Source organism: Pediococcus siamensis (genome assembly GCF_047220215.1).
In the GTDB taxonomy this organism is placed as follows: domain Bacteria; phylum Bacillota; class Bacilli; order Lactobacillales; family Lactobacillaceae; genus Pediococcus; species Pediococcus siamensis.
Genome location: NZ_CP178375.1, coordinates 729768 through 748472, shown reverse-complemented (window position 1 = coordinate 748472; position 18705 = coordinate 729768). Strand labels below are relative to the sequence as shown.

General features: G+C 41.2%; 11 protein-coding genes, 13 tRNA genes and 3 rRNA genes. 3 read left to right on the top strand and 24 right to left on the bottom strand.

The genetic code is table 11. From position 1 onward, the window contains the following. Positions 1 to 38 precede the first annotated feature (38 nt). The 3 genes from ACLJJ6_RS03635 to ACLJJ6_RS03625 form a co-directional block, all read right to left on the bottom strand. Complete coding sequence (locus ACLJJ6_RS03635) at positions 39 to 752, bottom strand: adaptor protein MecA (RefSeq protein WP_412990066.1); 714 nt, start codon at positions 750 to 752, stop codon at positions 39 to 41. A 125-nt stretch (positions 753 to 877) separates the two neighbouring features. Then, complete coding sequence (spxA, locus tag ACLJJ6_RS03630) at positions 878 to 1276, bottom strand: transcriptional regulator SpxA (RefSeq protein ID WP_057784613.1); 399 nt, start codon at positions 1274 to 1276, stop codon at positions 878 to 880. 326 nt (positions 1277 to 1602) lie between these two features. Further along, on the bottom strand, positions 1603 to 2343 hold the full coding sequence (locus ACLJJ6_RS03625) for an MBL fold metallo-hydrolase (RefSeq protein ID WP_412990065.1): 741 nt from the start codon (positions 2341 to 2343) through the stop codon (positions 1603 to 1605). A gap of 146 nt (positions 2344 to 2489) precedes the next feature. On the opposite strand from ACLJJ6_RS03625, the gene ACLJJ6_RS03620 reads away from it, so the two are divergent. Beyond that, on the top strand, positions 2490 to 2999 hold the full coding sequence (locus ACLJJ6_RS03620) for a monooxygenase (RefSeq protein ID WP_412990064.1): 510 nt from the start codon (positions 2490 to 2492) through the stop codon (positions 2997 to 2999). Positions 3000 to 3106: 107 nt separating this feature from the next. Here the strand turns inward: ACLJJ6_RS03620 and ACLJJ6_RS03615 are convergent, their stop codons facing one another. After that, positions 3107 to 5128 carry a heavy metal translocating P-type ATPase gene (locus ACLJJ6_RS03615; RefSeq protein ID WP_412990063.1) on the bottom strand — a complete coding sequence of 674 codons (2022 nt, stop codon included), beginning with the start codon at positions 5126 to 5128 and terminating at the stop codon, positions 3107 to 3109. A gap of 237 nt (positions 5129 to 5365) precedes the next feature. On the opposite strand from ACLJJ6_RS03615, the gene ACLJJ6_RS03610 reads away from it, so the two are divergent. After that, a complete protein-coding gene (locus ACLJJ6_RS03610) occupies positions 5366 to 5563 on the top strand; it encodes a hypothetical protein (protein ID WP_412990062.1) in 198 nt (65 codons plus the stop codon). 331 nt (positions 5564 to 5894) lie between these two features. Here ACLJJ6_RS03610 and ACLJJ6_RS03605 read toward each other — a convergent pair. From ACLJJ6_RS03605 to ACLJJ6_RS03510, 20 genes are all read right to left on the bottom strand, one after another. After that, positions 5895 to 5965, bottom strand: a tRNA-Cys gene (locus ACLJJ6_RS03605). Between the two features lie 280 nt (positions 5966 to 6245). Further along, on the bottom strand, positions 6246 to 7355 hold the full coding sequence (locus ACLJJ6_RS03600) for an MFS transporter (RefSeq protein ID WP_412990061.1): 1110 nt from the start codon (positions 7353 to 7355) through the stop codon (positions 6246 to 6248). Positions 7356 to 7751: 396 nt separating this feature from the next. Then, entirely contained in the window at positions 7752 to 8174 is a 423-nt protein-coding gene (locus ACLJJ6_RS03595) for an ASCH domain-containing protein (protein WP_412990060.1), read from the bottom strand. Positions 8175 to 9402: 1228 nt separating this feature from the next. Next, positions 9403 to 10332 carry an IS30 family transposase gene (locus ACLJJ6_RS03590; RefSeq protein WP_412988322.1) on the bottom strand — a complete coding sequence of 310 codons (930 nt, stop codon included), beginning with the start codon at positions 10330 to 10332 and terminating at the stop codon, positions 9403 to 9405. An 806-nt stretch (positions 10333 to 11138) separates the two neighbouring features. Next, positions 11139 to 11224 (bottom strand) — tRNA-Leu (locus ACLJJ6_RS03585). Between the two features lie 59 nt (positions 11225 to 11283). Further along, positions 11284 to 11356 (bottom strand) — tRNA-His (locus ACLJJ6_RS03580). A gap of 6 nt (positions 11357 to 11362) precedes the next feature. Next, positions 11363 to 11436: transfer RNA gene (locus tag ACLJJ6_RS03575), tRNA-Trp, on the bottom strand. A gap of 10 nt (positions 11437 to 11446) precedes the next feature. After that, positions 11447 to 11529: transfer RNA gene (locus tag ACLJJ6_RS03570), tRNA-Tyr, on the bottom strand. Between the two features lie 6 nt (positions 11530 to 11535). After that, a tRNA-Phe gene (locus ACLJJ6_RS03565) sits at positions 11536 to 11608 on the bottom strand. Between the two features lie 35 nt (positions 11609 to 11643). Next, positions 11644 to 11718: transfer RNA gene (locus ACLJJ6_RS03560), tRNA-Asp, on the bottom strand. An 11-nt stretch (positions 11719 to 11729) separates the two neighbouring features. Next, positions 11730 to 11802 (bottom strand) — tRNA-Val (locus ACLJJ6_RS03555). Positions 11803 to 11808: 6 nt separating this feature from the next. Continuing rightward, a tRNA-Glu gene (locus ACLJJ6_RS03550) sits at positions 11809 to 11881 on the bottom strand. 15 nt (positions 11882 to 11896) lie between these two features. Then, positions 11897 to 11986, bottom strand: a tRNA-Ser gene (locus ACLJJ6_RS03545). Positions 11987 to 11996: 10 nt separating this feature from the next. After that, positions 11997 to 12069: transfer RNA gene (locus tag ACLJJ6_RS03540), tRNA-Asn, on the bottom strand. Between the two features lie 6 nt (positions 12070 to 12075). Further along, positions 12076 to 12192, bottom strand: a 5S ribosomal RNA gene (gene rrf / locus ACLJJ6_RS03535). A gap of 95 nt (positions 12193 to 12287) precedes the next feature. Further along, positions 12288 to 15211: ribosomal RNA gene (locus ACLJJ6_RS03530) — 23S ribosomal RNA — on the bottom strand. Between the two features lie 176 nt (positions 15212 to 15387). Then, positions 15388 to 15460: transfer RNA gene (locus ACLJJ6_RS03525), tRNA-Ala, on the bottom strand. 14 nt (positions 15461 to 15474) lie between these two features. Beyond that, positions 15475 to 15549, bottom strand: a tRNA-Ile gene (locus tag ACLJJ6_RS03520). Positions 15550 to 15637: 88 nt separating this feature from the next. Beyond that, positions 15638 to 17215, bottom strand: a 16S ribosomal RNA gene (locus tag ACLJJ6_RS03515). Together the 16S, 23S and 5S rRNA genes with 12 tRNA genes alongside form the textbook arrangement of a ribosomal RNA operon. Before the next feature lie 327 nt (positions 17216 to 17542). Further along, positions 17543 to 17935, bottom strand: coding sequence for a S1 RNA-binding domain-containing protein (locus tag ACLJJ6_RS03510; protein ID WP_412990059.1), 393 nt, complete (start codon positions 17933 to 17935; stop codon positions 17543 to 17545). A gap of 100 nt (positions 17936 to 18035) precedes the next feature. Here ACLJJ6_RS03510 and ACLJJ6_RS03505 point away from each other — a divergent pair, with 100 nt between their 5' ends. Next, entirely contained in the window at positions 18036 to 18677 is a 642-nt protein-coding gene (locus ACLJJ6_RS03505) for a VTT domain-containing protein (protein WP_412990058.1), read from the top strand. Positions 18678 to 18705 lie beyond the last annotated feature (28 nt).

Below are 18705 nucleotides of genomic sequence, written 5' to 3'. Positions count from 1 at the left end.
TACAATTTGACAGAGACCCGGAATTTCATGATTTGCTGTTATTTAAAATAGTGGCGCGTTAATTCCAAAGCACTTTGGCTCATAATTTCTTGGCCGTGTTCATGTAAAACATCTGCTGTCACATCTGCGGCATCTGCATATTCATAAGCAACTGCCATTTCATCTTTAATTGTTTCTGGACTAGACTCATCCACAAAAAAGATTAAATCCAAGTAATAGTTTCCCTTAAATTTAAACAAGTTTGACGCGGCACTCTCAAGATGAAGCACCCGCGCAATTTCAGGCATACTTTCAAAACTCGGTAGTTTCAAGACGAACTCTTGGGTATTCATTTCCGGATCGTTCAAGTATGGATCCAAATCAGCCGGATTACTATCTTTCGCGGATGCGACTTTCTGCTCTTTTTCACCATCATGTTGCACTAATTGATGCTTAATAAATTCAGAAACATCATCTTCGTTATTAATGTTAAACGTATTATTATCAGAACTTACTTTTGAATTGCCCTTCATATCTGCATTTTTACTGATAAAAAGTTCCAATCCATTTCGGTTAGGTAATACTTGGAAAGTCACGGCATCATTTTCTTGGAACTGATGATCCGTATCAACTTCTTGTAGAATACTATAGAAAAAATCTTCTATCTGTTTATGATTGCCCAACAAATCTAGGACTGTAATGCCACGTTCCGTCAAATCGTCGTTACCGATTAACACCCGGATCGTATCATCATTTATGCGTTCCATTTCCATCGTTTGCACCCCCAACCTCTCGTTGCATTAATCTGTCGTGAGTCACAACAGAATCCAATAAAAAAATTAGATTCATGGATATTATCCCACAAATCTAACTTTTTGCAATTAACCTGCCCTTTATTTTACAAATCTGCTAAACGTTGTGCTTCGCGAAGCTCATAAGCACGAACATCACGAGGTAAGAAACGACGAATTTCATCCTCATTATAACCAACCTGAAGACGTTTCTCGTCCAAAATAATGGGACGACGCAACAGTCCAGGATTCTTTTGAATTAAATCGAAAAGCTTTTGTAAAGGTAATTCATCAAGATTAATATTTAATTTTTGAAATACTTTAGAACGTTTCGAAATGATTTCTTCCGTTCCATTTTCAGTCATTCTCAGGATTGATTTAATCTCATCCATTGTCAATGGTTCGGAAAAAATATTGCGTTCTTTAAAAGGAATGTTGTTTTCTTTTAACCAAGCCCGTGCTTTACGGCAAGAAGTGCAGCTCGGTGAAGTATATAAAGTAACCATATTTTTTCCTCCTTAAAAAATTGAACCAAATTAGGCTTAAAATTAGCAAGTTCAATTTCTTTACATTAAACATTATAACCTGTATTCAAAATTAAAGCTACACTTTTTGCAAATTTCTCTTACTTTTTGTAAATTGTTAATTAACTTTTCGACACATTTTGTCTATTTTCTTTTTTCAATATGCCAAAGTAGCTGATTTAGTTAAATTTTTCTAAAATTAAATTTAACGATTTTCTTATTAAGTTAAGTAAATAAAAATAATACAAAAATCACTTTTTTTCAGTTTTAATTTTACGGATTCAACTAGACCAATTCAGAAAAATTATCTAAACCGTGTATGTCAAAAACTTATCAGCTCGGAATACCCGAACATCTGTTTCCGCTGCCTGTTGTGCTTCCTGTACCAACTGATCCAAATTACCAGTCTGTGGTAGGTGAGTAAGCAATAAATTGGGAACGTGAGCCAATTTGGCTAATCGCCCTGACTCTTGAGAAGTTAAGTGCCATTTTTGCCCCGTTTTATTCGCATAAAAATTGGTATCTGTCATTAATAAATCTGTGTTGGTAGCAAATTCGACCAAGCCGGAAAAGTAATTCGTATCGGAAGTGAAGACCAAACTTTTTTGGGTTTGCGTTTCACGAAGACGAATCGCAAAGGCCGGAACCGGATGATGGGTCTTAAAGAAAGTTAACTCTAATGGTCCTAAGTTTAATGTTTCGTTTTCACTATACGGTTTACCAACCGTAGCGCCTGGCCAGGTTAAAGCCCCAAAATTCAAAGGATCCTGTGTATGCCCGTAAATCGGGAGGCACGCTTCTTTTTTGTCGCCTTCCCTTAGTTGCCAATAATACTGTAAAACACCCACATCAGCCGTATGGTCATGGTGATAGTGGGAGAGCACAACGGCGTCTAGCTGCAATGGATCTAACACTTTTTCCAACGCTAATAACGCACCACTTCCACAATCCATCAGCAAATTATACTCACCGGACTGAATTAAGTATGCACTGGTGCCATCGCCATTCCAAGGATAACCACCATAATAACCCAAAACTGTTATTTTCAAATTTTTGCCCCTCTCCTGCACCATTTTGAAGTGCAACTCTTTTAGTTTCATCTTTAACTTAACATATTTCACAAAAAGAGGAAAACCTTTTCATTATTAGTGACCGAAAAGGTATAATGAAATTGTAAACGACTGGAGGGATTATCATGCTCAAAAAAATTTCGTCTACATTTGGCAGTTGGCCCGTTTTAAAACAGATTGAAAAGAATAACCCCAATCGACAATTTATAACCTTATCAAACACTTCGATTCATAATGATTTTCAATTACTGGATGTTTCTGGACAGGATCCGGTTTTTGCCAACCCACTTAATTACTTCGTTAAGTTTCACCATGGCAACTATGTTTGGAATGGGTTTTATCGTTTCGCATTTATGACTCTATCGGAAGAAGAAATTAAAGTTTTGAATGCTAAAGTTGCGCAACTAGCTAGTCGTAATCAAATGCCAATGGGGTTGAATGATTTCTTTGTGCTACAACCCGAAAAACGGCCCAATGAGCGCGTTTTACTCACAACTTGGCAATTAGATTCCGATTACGCGATTTGGCGTCGCTCGGCCAGTTATGAGCCATTTAAGATATACAGCGACAGTGGTGCTTATAATTACCACGATGCTAATTACACGGCTTATCGCTTGCATTCCTTACCATCTTAAAAAATTCAGACGATTTCGGAAGTTTTCCGTTGTCGTCTGAATTTTTTTGTAGAAGTCCACTGAAAGAGTAGAAATTCTTGGAGACTGCGAGGCTTAGCTGCGAACGCTTAAACTTTTAAAGTCATCGCATTGATGGCCACTACCAATGTACTTAATGACATAATGACGGCCCCAATCATCGGATCAAGCATAAAGCCGATTGGCGCCAGAATTCCTGCTGCCAGTGGTAAGGCAATCAGATTATATCCTGCTCCCCACCATAAGTTTTCGGTCATTTTGCGGCGTGTGTTTTGGGCAAGTTTTATAAAACCAACAATATCCATCGGGTCACTTTTAACCAACACAACATCCGCCGATTCTACCGCCACGTCGGTCCCTGAGCCAATTGCAATGCCAATATCGGCTTTGGCTAAACTTGGCGCGTCGTTCACGCCGTCACCCACCATCATCACTCGTTTATCCTTTTGTTGATAAGTCCGAACCAACTGCTGTTTAGCTTCAGGACGGACTTGAGCATGAAAATGAGTGATTCCTAGCATTTTTGCAACCAGAGAAGCGGTCTGTGTGTTATCTCCTGTGACCATAACCGGTTCAATGTGTAAGGCTTTTAAAGCCGCGATCGCCCGTTTAGCAGTTGGTTTAATCTGATCTCCTTCCGCAACCATCCCGATAACCTGCCTATTTTGAACCAAATAGGCAACTGAATTTCCTTTCTCAGCCCAAGTCTGAAAGTTCTGCTCATCAAAGGCCATGCCCTTTTCTTTTAAATAAGCAGCTGAAACGAGTAAATAAACGGTTTGCCCGATAGTTCCTGTCAGACCCGCACCAGTGATTTGGGCAGTTTTTTTAGCTTTCAAAAGCTCTATATTCTGTGCTTTGGCCGCGTTCACAATTCCGAGTGCCAAGGGATGGCTCGAATCGGCTTCAAGAGCAGCCATAATTTGCAGGATTCGTTCATTGGAATAATCACTTCGAAAGCTTTCGTAATGATTAACTTTAAATTTTCCTTCTGTTAAAGTGCCCGTTTTATCCATGAGCACGTAATTTAATCTTTTAACTGTCTCTAAAGCATTACGGTTCCGAATTAAAAGGCCATGATTAGCTGCGAGCGCCGTACTCCTTGCTGTCACTAACGGAATCGCCAACCCCAACGCATGAGGACAGGCAATAATCAAAACGGTTACCGCAACAGACAAAGCCACCGACAAACCACTGGACAGCAGCCAGCCGACAAAGGAAAGTATACTAATTATTAAAGCCGCGTAGAACAGCCAGCCAGCAACCCGATCGGCCATATTTTCTACTTTTGACTTATTCTCCTGCGCATCCTGAACAAGTTTTTGAACCTGTGCCAGATATCCGCTTTTACCAGTTCCCGTTACTTTAAATTCAAAGGTCCCTTCGCCATTCAGAGAACCACCAATAACTTTATCATTGACTTCTTTGTTAACCATCCGCGCTTCACCAGTAACCAGCGCCTCATTTACACTGGTTGCACCGGAAACTATGATGCCATCAGCCGGTACCTTTTCACCTGCCTGAACCTGTAAAATCTGGCCACGTGTGATCGCTTGAATGTTAATCTTAGTTGTGCGACCATCCTGAACCAGATTAGCTTCGCTAGGCAGTAATTTTCCGAGTGCGCTAACCGCATTTCCGGCCTGGCTGATTGCGCGCATTTCAATCCAATGACCGAGCAACATAATGACAATTAGAGTGGCTAATTCCCAAAAGAAACTATCTTTTTGCGGCCGAATATTTAAAATATCATTGCAAACAAACGCGTACATGCTATAAATATAAGAAACCGTTATTCCCATGGTAATCAACATCATCATAGCCGGTTTATGTGCTTGCCACTCACCTCTTGCACCCATAAAGAACGGTTTACCGCCGTACAGAAATAAAATAGTGGCAAGCACCGCTACCACCCAATTCGAACCCGTAAAAGTAAATTGAAAAGGTAGCTGCATGCCCATCATTGGGCTCATCAAGACAATAGGAATCATCAAAGCGAGACTAATCCAAAATTTTTGTTTCAAATTACCCATGTGCATCATATGACCACCATGATTCATCATGTCAGGGTTCATATTCATTTCTTGCTGTTTCATCTTTGTGTGTGTCATCTTTTCTCCCCCTCAATAGTAAAAATCGCATGTATTTTTCGACTTCCAGTTTATCTCTGAAAAAAATGCCCGTCTATTTTAATTCTCAGAAGCAAATGCGTCCTTCACAAATGACGTTTACAAATGTAATTTATATTTAAAGACTACATTTGTAAACGCAAAAAGTCAAGCTCTTTGTTTAACTGTGTTTAATCTGTGCTATGCTTATATTATTGAATTGGAGGGAAAGGGATACTTATGAAGATAAGAATAAGTCGCGCACTACTTGTGAATATGATTTTTGATTTATTATTTGGAATTTTTTTCATTTATTACTTACTTTCAAATGAGTCCAACAATGGCTATCGTTGGCTCATTCTGCTTTTTGCAGCCTATGACTTCACGGATATTGTGATGAGCATTCGTAAAATTATCCTGGCTAATAAACGCAAATAACCAGCTTTAACCTGGGTAAAACACCCGCCATTAAAGATAGGATTCAGCCTTACTTTGATGGCCGTTTTTGTTTCATACTGATAATTTAAGCTTGACACTTGTCATTTATCATCACTTCTGCACTGTCGTCAGTTTTCTGAATTTGTGGGTAAAAGGCAGCTGACTAAGTTAATCAGTTAGTGATAACTGTGCCGCAGCCTTACTCAAAGTTTAGCTATCAAAAGACCATCCTTTTATGATTTAAACTTCTCTAACTTTCATTTTCCAACAAAAAACGATCCATCTTCAATTTAATGAAAATGAATCGTTTTAGTTTAAGTAGTCAAAGTCAAGGCGGTAACCGGATTTGAACCGGTGATGAAGGTTTTGCAGACCTCTGCCTTACCACTTGGCTATACCGCCATCATAATTTGCCAACATTTAACAGTTTATAACAGCAGCGAAAGTTTGTAAAGAACAATTTGATCTAAGAACGATTCAATCGATCAATATCCGTCTTTTGGCGACGCCTTTTCAAACCCTCTCTTTTCTGATTCATTTTCTTCGTCAATCTCCGATAACATGTCAATATCTTATTTTTGGCTTTCTCATAAATTATTCTTTTTGCCTCTTCTATACACCGCTATTAAAACGAGTACGATCACGTTCAAAACACCTATTAATTGAAATATATTGTGAACGGTTATGTAACGGGTAAGGATGCCCCAGTAAAAGTACCAAGTATGAAGCCCAGAACCGTAATCAGGCCTTTAATTGCATAAACCTTTCCTACGACCTCCTCATCAACCAAAAATTGAAAATTTAAATTATTAAAAATATTAAAAACAGCGGATAAGATACCGACAATAAAATATAAAACAGCTATTAGTAAAAAGTTTCTATATGAAAAGCCAATTAAACTAAATAATATCCCTAAGATACTGATTCCCCCAAAACTTAGTTTCCAACTCATTTCTTCAAATACAGAATTAGACTTGAGTTTTATGAAGGTATACGCACTAACAAGTAACCCTAACGATTCACATATACTAACTAGTGTGTAGTTCAAAGATACATGCACCTTAATTCCTTCTCTAAGTAAGGGTAATAAAAGCGGACTTGTCATTCCAAAACTAAAATTTGCAACTAACAATATTAGACTAGCTAACATTAATTTTTCGTTTTGCAGCACGTATCTATAACCTTGGATCATTTCAAAACCGATAGCGTGTGATTCTTTTTGGCCATCTTTTGTTGAGGGTTGAATAGTTGATAACCGATTAACTATCCTTAAGGACATCCCAAGAACAAAAACTAAAAACAAATATCCATAGATATGAAATGGCGAATAAGACAAACTCAGAAGGATAATGGGTGCAAATATTGACATGGATTGATCGGATAGCTCAAGCATAGAGTTTACCCTAGCTAATTCATCCTTCTTAAAATAATGATAAATAAGTCGAATCTCGGCCGGATGAAATATAGGTTCAACAAGTCCCATCATCGCAATGAAAACAATGTAATAAATTTCATGCATAAATTTGAACATAAGGAGCAAAATTGTAAGAATGATTAGAAGTAATCGCAGCGCTTCCGAAGTGCTCATAACTTTTTTTGGTTCAACCCGATCGATGAATACAGCCATCGTTGCATGAGAAATTAAACTCCCTAAATAATACATCCCCCATAACAAACTAAACCATATGGCATGTTCCCCTTTCATTGACAGTGTGAAAATATAAATAATACCGGCATTCGAGAAGTCTGAAAAAAATGTCGATGCTAACACAAGAGCTTTCTTATTTTTCATTAAAATTTGCACTTTCTAATGGTTTTCTTATTATATTATCATAATAGTAAAAGCCGAACGATAATATATTAGTTTGCGTCATAATTTATGATGAAAATGTGGTGTCACAAAGAGTGTTTAAATAATTATGTGTAAAGATTCATTGGAAAATGAAAAAGGGAAGCCTCTCCCTTATGATAGTTAGCGTCTAAACAAACATCATTATATATCCTTGCTCGTCAAAGGAGTACAGCTGTCTGGTATCATTAGCTTCGTATTTGATTTTCAGGCCGTTTTACCTAATCGGGATACACCGGGCAGAATTCTTGTTCTAAGATACTTAATACTTGTCTTTGTTCCACAGTATCACTAATCTCCCGTAAGCTCATTAAGGATTTCCCCTTTCTTCAGTCGTATTTATACATGTATCTTTTTGGCGACACTTGAAGGTATATTCCAGACCCTCAAGTGTCCGGAACAAGGTACATTTTTCTTTAATGGCTCAATATTATCTAATATCCATGCAAACCGACCATCCTTATAAATTCCACTAATAAACTCTCTCTTGTTTTTTTTAATTTCTTTTATGAAATCTTCGTCAATTTTTACGCAATCAGTCAATTCACATTTTGCAATGATGTTCCCCTGTCTATTTTCTTTGGGAAAATGTATTTCTTTCCTCATTGCTACTTCCAGTTCCTTTAATGATTCATTTACCGTTTTTCCAGCATGAATAAAAAGTTCACCTCTATATTTTGTTTCCCAACTTCTTGTTTCTATGTGTTTTTCCTTGGCATATATTAATGATGCCCATGGTTCAGAAATTGTTAATGCTTTCATCTAAATCTCCTATTTAACAACCTTTATTTTTTTATCTTCTTAACGCCATATCTACAAACAAACTATTAAGGAACTCATAATGATTATCTGTAATTTTTTAATATTCTTAGGGTTATAGCGGAATACTCTTGCAATTTTAAATACGTTTCCTTAATGCTGGAATTTTCATTTAAATTCAAAAAAAACTTAAAATCCATTTTTTAAGCTTAGGTAGATTATTTGCGGCATTAATCGTACCAATCTAAAACCATAGAGCTCTCCTTAGTTCGTCCAATGTACTTATATCATCTTTTGCTTTTGAAAGTGCAACAGCATCATCGTAATGTGATCTGGCTAGACTTGCATACGTTTTAACTACAGCCTCTGATAGCTCTATTTTATTGATTTTCTCATCAAGTGATACGCTGTCACATATAAGTATGCATTTGTAATACCAAGCAACATTATTGCCCGACTTATCCCTGTATCGGAAGTTATTCTATTTTTAGTACTTCATAATTTTTCAAAACTCCTGATAATGACCAAAGTTCAATATCTAAAGAGACTTTTGCTAGTTGAATTGTACGAATTGAAATTGCCTTTCTGATTATTTTTTGCGTGTCAGGATTAATAACGACATAAATATCAAGATCTAAATTTTTAGTACCAAGTCCATCAAAGGCAGAAGTTTATACAGCATCGGATTGTGCTAATGGGAAATTCTTAGTGACTTTTGAAGTGAGCTGCCCCAGGCTAGTTTCTTGTTCTAATAAGTACTTTTGAATGACATTTTTTATTGCTCATTTGTTGGACCTCTACTTCATTTTAAAAGTAAACAAAAAAGCGCCATAAGTAGCGCCCTCTTGTCTTTTGTAGAACTATCACTAACTTATAAATGCTGACACAAAAGCTGCAACTACTTCTTCATCGACAACTTCTTCGATTTCTGGTTTTTCATAGTTTTTAGACATAATGATCGCTTCGATGTATTATGTATTCATTAACTTTTAAATTACTTCAATTTTTAAATTAGAAAACTATTATAAATCGACTGCCATTATAGTATCACTATTTATAAAAAACGCAAATTGAATTTGGAATTTATTAGAAATAGCCCATTCTAAATTAGATTAGATCACGAAATACGGTGATTCATATGCAACCAGCGCTGATTTCAAACAGGTAAATAGTTGCTTTAATTATTTCAATTTTATTTGAACTTTATTCTTTTGTAACGCAGATTACAAGTTTAATTCGAACACTTACTAAATAGTTCCCTGAATGTTTCAATGGCAGTTTTCCAGTTTAGAATTTTTAATGGTCGGTTGTTAATCAACTCCGTTGCTTCAATAATTGATTCTTCTGTGACTTTCGCGAAGTTTGTCTTTTTAGGAAAGAACCAACGAATTTTGCGATTGAAATATTCATTAGTTCCACGCTCCCACGGTGAATAAGGGTGACAAAAATATACCTCACGTTGATAGGTGTCTTCAATGAGTTGATAACCTGAGAATTCTTTACCATGATCAGCTGTAAATGATTTTACAGCTGGACCAAAGGTTCTGATGAAGGTTTCAATGGCGTTATTCATTGCATTCTGACTACGGTTTGGAATTTTAATCATCCAAACTAGACGACTCTTTCTTTCTACAAATGTTGCCAAACATGTCTTTGAACCACCTCGTGACGAAAGAACGGTATCCATTTCCCAGTGTCCAAATTCGGAGCGATCATTTATAGCTTGAGGACGATTTTCAATAGTTTTACCAACCTGAAAGCTTCCCCGACGCTCATCTTGATGTTTGTGACGTTGTCCTTTGTCGGGCAATTGTTCAGCCTTAAAGTTGATTTGGCCACTGTAAATCCAGTTATAGATTGAGCTAGTGCAAAGTCTAAGCTCATGTGCGACCTCATCAGGTGAATGTGTCAAACGTAAATGGTTCTCAATTAAGCGTTTCAGCATTGGAGTTAAAATTGATTTTCTTCCTGAATGATGTCGTTGTTGTTCGGCATCCGCCTGTGCCAATATAGGGTTATATGGCTGAACTCTCTTGAGTTCATAACTGATGGTGGATTTGGACACATTGAGTGCGGAAGCAATTTTGTTTTGAGAATAACCGATATTTAGCAAATGGTAGATGGCACCGCGATCGAATTGTGTTAAAGTAGAGAAGCTCATAGTAATGTATCTTCTTTCATGGTTTGGTTGTGGTGACTACCATTGTAGGACATTACTATGGGTCTTTGTTTACATTTTTTTAGGTGTTCGAATTAATTATATAATCTGCGGTAAGTTTTAAAAATGTTTAGGCTATCATTCATGCTTTTCATTTTTGTTTTACGCATCCTTTTTTGCCAACACTTAAAACTAAAATTGGATACTCACAAACGCTTTAACAAATTCTTTTCGATATGCCACTGTCTTTACCCGTACTAGTAAATAAAGATTTTTTATTTTCAATGCATAATTTGTATAACAACTTGTTAATCAATGTTCTTCTTCTTTTTGTCGTGTCACTGATCCTACTAATTAACAAACAAGAAATGGTCAAAAGTACGCATAGCTTAGTTACAGAAGCCTGATGTGTATCTTATTGGTTTCATTAACAGCTACAGTATATGGTAAGTCTGGTAAAACTGAAAAAGAAAAATGCATAACCTAGTTCGTAATTGCATTCTACAAAGTCTTTATTTGCTCTCAATTTCTTGCTCTAAGCTATATGTACACATTCCAATAGGTTTGTGTACATAAATGACATCAAAAAATGGCTACTCTCCCCTAATTTACAGTATCTTAAGCTATTTGCTATTTTAAAAAGCGTGTCCAAAAATCGGGATTTTTGACAAAAAAAGTGCACGTTCACAAAACGTACATACTTAATTGATTTTTTATGGTTTTTAGGTGGTTTTCAATTACTCGCAAAACAAAGAATCCTGTTTTAATAGGATTTTTATGCAAAAAAAAAGCCCCCAAAGGAGCTATAATGCCGCCGGTGGGGGTCGAACCCACACTCCCGGTAAAGGGAACTGGATTTTGAGTCCAGCGCGTCTGCCAATTCCGCCACAGCGGCATCTATCTAATGAGGTTAAAAATCTAAAACCTAAAGGATAACTGAGAAGAAATCCTTAGGGCGGTAGGTGGGAATCGAACCCACGCGTGCCGGAGCCACAATCCGGTGCGTTAACCACTTCGCCACTACCGCCATCAATGGCAGGGATAGTAGGAGTTGAACCCACACCGACGGTTTTGGAGACCGTAGTTCTACCATTAAACTATATCCCTATCATTAAAATGGAAGGGAGTGGATTCGAACCACCGAACCCGAAGGAGCGGATTTACAGTCCGCCGCGTTTAGCCAGACTTCGCTACCCTTCCATAATATGGCGCAGGACAGAATCGAACTGCCGACACACGGAGCTTCAATCCGTTGCTCTACCGACTGAGCTACTGCGCCATAAAAATGACATTAATAAAAATATTCATTTTTAACGGTTCCAACGAGACTCGAACTCGTGATCTCCTGCGTGACAGGCAGGCGTCCTAAACCAACTAGACCATGGAACCATAATTTCAAATGGAGGATACAGGGCTCGAACCTGTGACCCTCTGCTTGTAAGGCAGACGCTCTCCCAACTGAGCTAATCCTCCATTAAATGACCCGTACGGGATTCGAACCCATGTTACTGCCGTGAAAGGGCAGTGTCTTAAACCACTTGACCAACGGGTCATAACTTAATTACAACGGAGAGTAAGGGATTCGAACCCTTGAGACGGATAAATCCGTCTACATGATTTCCAGTCATGCTCCTTCGGCCAGCTCGGACAACTCTCCATATCCTTAACTCCGGCAGGCGGACTCGAACCGTCGACAACCTGATTAACAGTCAGGGGCTCTACCAACTGAGCTATGCCGGAATATTCGCATGGCAACGTCCTACCCTCGCAGGGAGCGATCCCCCAACTACTCTCGGCGCTAAGAAGCTTAACTTCTGTGTTCGACATGGGAACAGGTGTATCCTTCTCGCTATCGCCACCACACTTCTCCGATCCACCTTCGTGGCTCGTGTGAAAGAATTTTATTCTCTCAAAACTAAATAATATCTACTCTCTTTTCCTCCGAGTGCCACCACTTCGTGGTTAAGTCCTCGACCGATTAGTATTGGTCCGCTCCATGTATCACTACACTTCCACTCCCAACCTATCTACCTGATCATCTCTCAGGGGTCTTACTTCCATAAATGGAATGGGAAATCTCATCTTGAGGCGAGTTTCACACTTAGATGCTTTCAGCGTTTATCTCATCCATACATAGCTACCCAGCGATGCTCCTGGCGGAACAACTGGTACACCAGCGGTATGTCCATCCCGGTCCTCTCGTACTAAGGACAGATCCTCGCAAATTTCCTACGCCCGCGACGGATAGGGACCGAACTGTCTCACGACGTTCTGAACCCAGCTCGCGTACCGCTTTAATGGGCGAACAGCCCAACCCTTGGGACCGACTACAGCCCCAGGATGCGATGAGCCGACATCGAGGTGCCAAACCTCCCCGTCGATGTGAACTCTTGGGGGAGATAAGCCTGTTATCCCCAGGGTAGCTTTTATCCGTTGAGCGATGGCCCTTCCATACGGTACCACCGGATCACTAAGCCCGACTTTCGTCCCTGCTCGACCTGTCTGTCTCGCAGTCAAGCTCCCTTCTGCCTTTACACTCTTTGAATGATTTCCAACCATTCTGAGGGAACCTTTGGGCGCCTCCGTTACTCTTTAGGAGGCGACCGCCCCAGTCAAACTGCCCACCTGACACTGTCTCCCGCCACGCTTAGTGGCGCGGGTTAGAGGGTTCATACAGCGAGGGTAGTATCCCACCAACGCCTCCACCGAAACTAGCGTTCCGGTTTCTACGGCTCCTACCTATCCTGTACAAGCTGTACAAACACTCAATATCAAGCTACAGTAAAGCTCCATGGGGTCTTTCCGTCCTGTCGCGGGTAACCCGCATCTTCACGGGTATTATAATTTCACCGAGTCTCTCGTTGAGACAGTGCCCAGATCGTTACGCCTTTCGTGCGGGTCGGAACTTACCCGACAAGGAATTTCGCTACCTTAGGACCGTTATAGTTACGGCCGCCGTTTACTGGGGCTTCATTTCAAAGCTTCGCCGAAGCTAACTCATTCACTTAACCTTCCAGCACCGGGCAGGCGTCAGCCCCTATACGTCATCTTACGATTTTGCAGAAACCTGTGTTTTTGATAAACAGTCGCCTGGGCCTATTCACTGCGGCTGATCTTGCGATCAGCACCCCTTCTCCCGAAGTTACGGGGTCATTTTGCCGAGTTCCTTAACGAGAGTTCTCTCGCTCACCTGAGGATACTCTCCTCGACTACCTGTGTCGGTTTGCGGTACGGGTAGTTAAACTCTAACTAGAAGCTTTTCTCGGCAGTGTGACATCAGGAACTTCGTTACTTTAAATTTCACTCCCCATCACAGCTTGTCCTTGAGGCAAAAAGCATTTAACTCTTCACCAGACTCGCTGCTTGGACGCACATTTCCAACCGTGCGCTTTCCTTAGCCTCCTGCGTCCCTCCATTGTTCAAACAAGTTTAACTAGTACAGGAATCTCAACCTGTTGGCCATCGTCTACGCCTCTCGGCCTCGACTTAGGTCCCGACTAACCCTGGGTGGACGAGCCTTCCCCAGGAAACCTTAGTCATACGGTGGACAGGATTCTCACCTGTCTTTCGCTACTCATACCGGCATTCTCACTTCTAAGCGCTCCAACAGTCCTCACGGTCTGCCTTCATTGCCCTTAGAACGCTCTCCTATCACGCCACCTTACGGTGGCATCCACAGTCTCGGTAATATGTTTCAGCCCCGGTACATTTTCGGCGCAGAATCACTCGACTAGTGAGCTATTACGCACTCTTTAAATGATGGCTGCTTCTGAGCCAACATCCTAGTTGTCTATGCAACTCCACATCCTTTTCCACTTAACATATATTTAGGGACCTTAACTGGTGGTCTGGGCTGTTCCCCTTTCGACGATGGATCTTATCACTCACCGTCTGACTCCCGGACATAAATCAATGGCATTCGGAGTTTATCTGAATTCAGTAACCCAAGACGGGCCCCTAGTCCAAACAGTGGCTCTACCTCCATGATCCTAATTCCGAGGCTAGCCCTAAAGCTATTTCGGAGAGAACCAGCTATCTCCAAGTTCGTTTGGAATTTCACCGCTACCCACACCTCATCTCAGCACTTTTCAACGTACACGAGTTCGGTCCTCCAGTGCGTTTTACCGCACCTTCAACCTGGACATGGGTAGGTCACTTGGTTTCGGGTCTACATCTACATACTCAGTCGCCCTCTTCAGACTCGCTTTCGCTGCGGCTCCGTTTCTTCAACTTAACCTGGCATGTAAACGTAACTCGCCGGTTCATTCTACAAAAGGCACGCCATCACCCCTTAACGGGCTCTGACTTCTTGTAGGCACATGGTTTCAAGAACTATTTCACTCCCCTTCCGGGGTGCTTTTCACCTTTCCCTCACGGTACTGGTTCACTATCGGTCACTAGGGAGTATTTAGCCTTGGGAGATGGTCCTCCCGGATTCCGACGGAGTTACACGTGTTCCGCCGTACTCAGGATCCTGAACTGAGGGATCTTCATTTTGCCTACGGGGCTATCACCCGCTCTGGCCAGTCTTCCCAGACTGTTCGGCTATGAAAATCTTTGGTAACTCAAATGTTCAGTCCTACAACCCCAGGAAGCAAGCTTCCTGGTTTGGGCTGTTCCCCGTTCGCTCGCCGCTACTTAGGGAATCGATATTTCTTTCTCTTCCTGCGGGTACTGAGATGTTTCAGTTCCCCGCGTCTACCTCCAACCACACTATGTATTCATGTGGTGGTAACAACGGATTAGTGTTGTTGGGTTTCCCCATTCGGAAATCTCCGGATCAAAGCTTACTTACAGCTCCCCGAAGCATATCGGTGTTAGTCCCGTCCTTCATCGGCTCCTAGTACCAAGGCATTCACCATGCGCCCTTTATAACTTAACCTAACTTTACCTGCGGTAAAGTGGTTTTGAGTTTAGCGATTATGTTTCGAACTAATCTTGTTTTAAAACTCTATAAAACGCGGTGTTCTCGGTTTAATTATTGACAATAATTAAAATTAGAAAATTTTTCGATATTATTTAGTTTTCAAAGAACAAAATCGACGGCATCACCGTCAATGGAGAATAGCGGGATCGAACCGCTGACCTCCTGCGTGCAAGGCAGGCGCTCTCCCAGCTGAGCTAATTCCCCAACAAATGTAACTATGGGCCTAAATGGACTTGAACCATCGACCTCACGCTTATCAGGCGTGCGCTCTAAACCAGCTGAGCTATAGGCCCGTTCGCGCTTATCTACATTTGAGAGTAAACCTCTCAAAACTAAACAAAGTTTCAACAATGTGCAGGTTTCCGTTTCTATTTTCCTTAGAAAGGAGGTGATCCAGCCGCAGGTTCTCCTACGGCTACCTTGTTACGACTTCACCCCAATCATCTGTCCCACCTTAGACGGCTAGCTCCCGAAGGTTACTCCACCGGCTTTGGGTGTTACAAACTCTCATGGTGTGACGGGCGGTGTGTACAAGGCCCGGGAACGTATTCACCGCGGCATGCTGATCCGCGATTACTAGCGATTCCAACTTCGTGCAGGCGAGTTGCAGCCTGCAGTCCGAACTGAGAACAGTTTTAAGAGATTAGCTAAACCTCGCGGTCTCGCAACTCGTTGTACTGTCCATTGTAGCACGTGTGTAGCCCAGGTCATAAGGGGCATGATGATTTGACGTCGTCCCCACCTTCCTCCGGTTTGTCACCGGCAGTCTCACTAGAGTGCCCACCTTAATGCTGGCAACTAATAATAAGGGTTGCGCTCGTTGCGGGACTTAACCCAACATCTCACGACACGAGCTGACGACAACCATGCACCACCTGTCATTCCGTCCCCGAAGGGAACGCCTAATCTCTTAGGTTAGCAGAAGATGTCAAGACCTGGTAAGGTTCTTCGCGTAGCTTCGAATTAAACCACATGCTCCACCGCTTGTGCGGGCCCCCGTCAATTCTTTTGAGTTTCAACCTTGCGGTCGTACTCCCCAGGCGGAATGCTTAATGCGTTAGCTGCAGCACTGAAGGGCGGAAACCCTCCAACACTTAGCATTCATCGTTTACGGCATGGACTACCAGGGTATCTAATCCTGTTCGCTACCCATGCTTTCGAGCCTCAGCGTCAGTTGCAGACCAGAGAGCCGCCTTCGCCACTGGTGTTCTTCCATATATCTACGCATTTCACCGCTACACATGGAGTTCCACTCTCCTCTTCTGCACTCAAGTCTCCCAGTTTCCAATGCACTTCTTCGGTTAAGCCGAAGGCTTTCACATTAGACTTAAAAAACCGCCTGCGCTCGCTTTACGCCCAATAAATCCGGATAACGCTTGCCACCTACGTATTACCGCGGCTGCTGGCACGTAGTTAGCCGTGGCTTTCTGGTTGGATACCGTCACTGCATGAGCAGTTACTCTCACACACGTTCTTCTCCAACAACAGAGTTTTACGACCCGAAAGCCTTCATCACTCACGCGGCGTTGCTCCATCAGACTTGCGTCCATTGTGGAAGATTCCCTACTGCTGCCTCCCGTAGGAGTCTGGGCCGTGTCTCAGTCCCAATGTGGCCGATTACCCTCTCAGGTCGGCTACGTATCACTGCCTTGGTGAGCCATTATCTCACCAACTAGCTAATACGCCGCGGGTCCATCCAGAAGTGATAGCCGAAGCCATCTTTTAAAAGTTAACCATGCGGTTAACTTTATTATGCGGTATTAGCATCTGTTTCCAGGTGTTATCCCCCGCTTCTGGGCAGGTTACCCACGTGTTACTCACCCGTTCGCCACTCACTTTATGGTTACGATCATCTTCGATGCAAGCATCTCTAATTCACGTAACGAAAGTGCGTCCGACTTGCATGTATTAGGCACGCCGCCAGCGTTCATCCTGAGCCAAGATCAAACTCTCATATTATAATTGAGTTTTTAAAAAGCTCATTTGTTGTTTCATTGTTTCAAGCGAATTGACTTCGCAAATTGTTTGCTTCAAATTCTCATTTGAAGACCCTACACATTTGTTTCGTCGAAACTTTGTTCAGTTTTCAAAGGTCTACTATATCGCGATTGGAAGCGCTAAACGCCTCAACGCAACTATTTAACTTTATCATTCCGAATTATAAAAGTCAACAACTTTTTTCAAGCTTTAAAATTGACTTTCTCGTTCAAAACGACCTTGAATATAATACCAAGAAAAAATAACTTGGTCAAGGGGCTTTTTTAATTTCAATAATTTCCTTGAGTATTACCTAATGCCATAAGTTTGTTTTGCGTTCTTTTTCCACGTTGTCATCTTCGCGGCAATACTTTGAAAGCCGACTACATCCTCATTATTAGTCCAATAAAACTTATGGTAAGCATGAGCACCTGCTGGTACAGGCTTTTGATGGACCCCGGCTTTTTGATGAAGTGCCTTAATGGATAAGCTCACATGCTGATTTGCGGGGTCAATATCAACAACCAAGCATGAAATTACTTGACCAATCTTGTATATGCTATTCAAGTCACCGATATAATCGTCGCTACATTCAGAAATATGAATTAGGCCCTTAAATGTTAGTTCTTCATTTTCTACAAATAAGCCATAGGACTGAATTCCAGTAATCTTTCCTTTAATTACGTCTCCCGTTTTTAACAAATCTTCACCTCCTCAAAAAACTTAAACTAAAGTTTATTTTAGCGGAACCAGAAGTATGATACAATGTTTCTGTTTCAAAATTCAGTCATGGAGGAGTATTGTGTCTATTTTAATTGACTTTATCTTGCATATTGATGAACATCTCATCACTATTGTAAATACTTTTGGAAACTGGTCGTACCTCATCCTTTTCGCCATTATCTTCGTCGAAACCGGTGCTGTTATCTTGCCGTTTCTTCCGGGGGACTCCCTTCTATTTGCAGCCGCTGCTTTATCGGCAAACAGCATGTATCATTTGAACATATGGATATTTGCCATTTCCTTATTCCTAGCGGCCGTACTCGGAGATTCCACGAATTTCTTTATAGGACGTGGAATTGGTAATGCCCTAACCGAGCATCATCTCTTCGGCAGATTCATTAACCAACAAAAATTAGATGAATCACGAGCCTTCTTTGAGCATTATGGTAGCATCTCAATTACACTTGCCCGATACATGCCGATCATTCGTACATTTGCACCCTTTGTAGCGGGTGGTAGTAACTTTAAATTCCAAAAATTTATTGTTTTCGATATTCTTGGTGCCGCAACTTGGGTCACTCTCTGCTGTGGTGCCGGCTACTTCTTCGGAAACTTTCCGATCGTCAAAGCACATTTCTCAGCCATCATCATTGGCATTGTCTTAGTTTCACTCATTCCAATTGTGATTTCCGTTCTCAAGCCTCATAAAAAAGCGGCCTAACCAAAAAACACCCCTTTATCCAACAGCT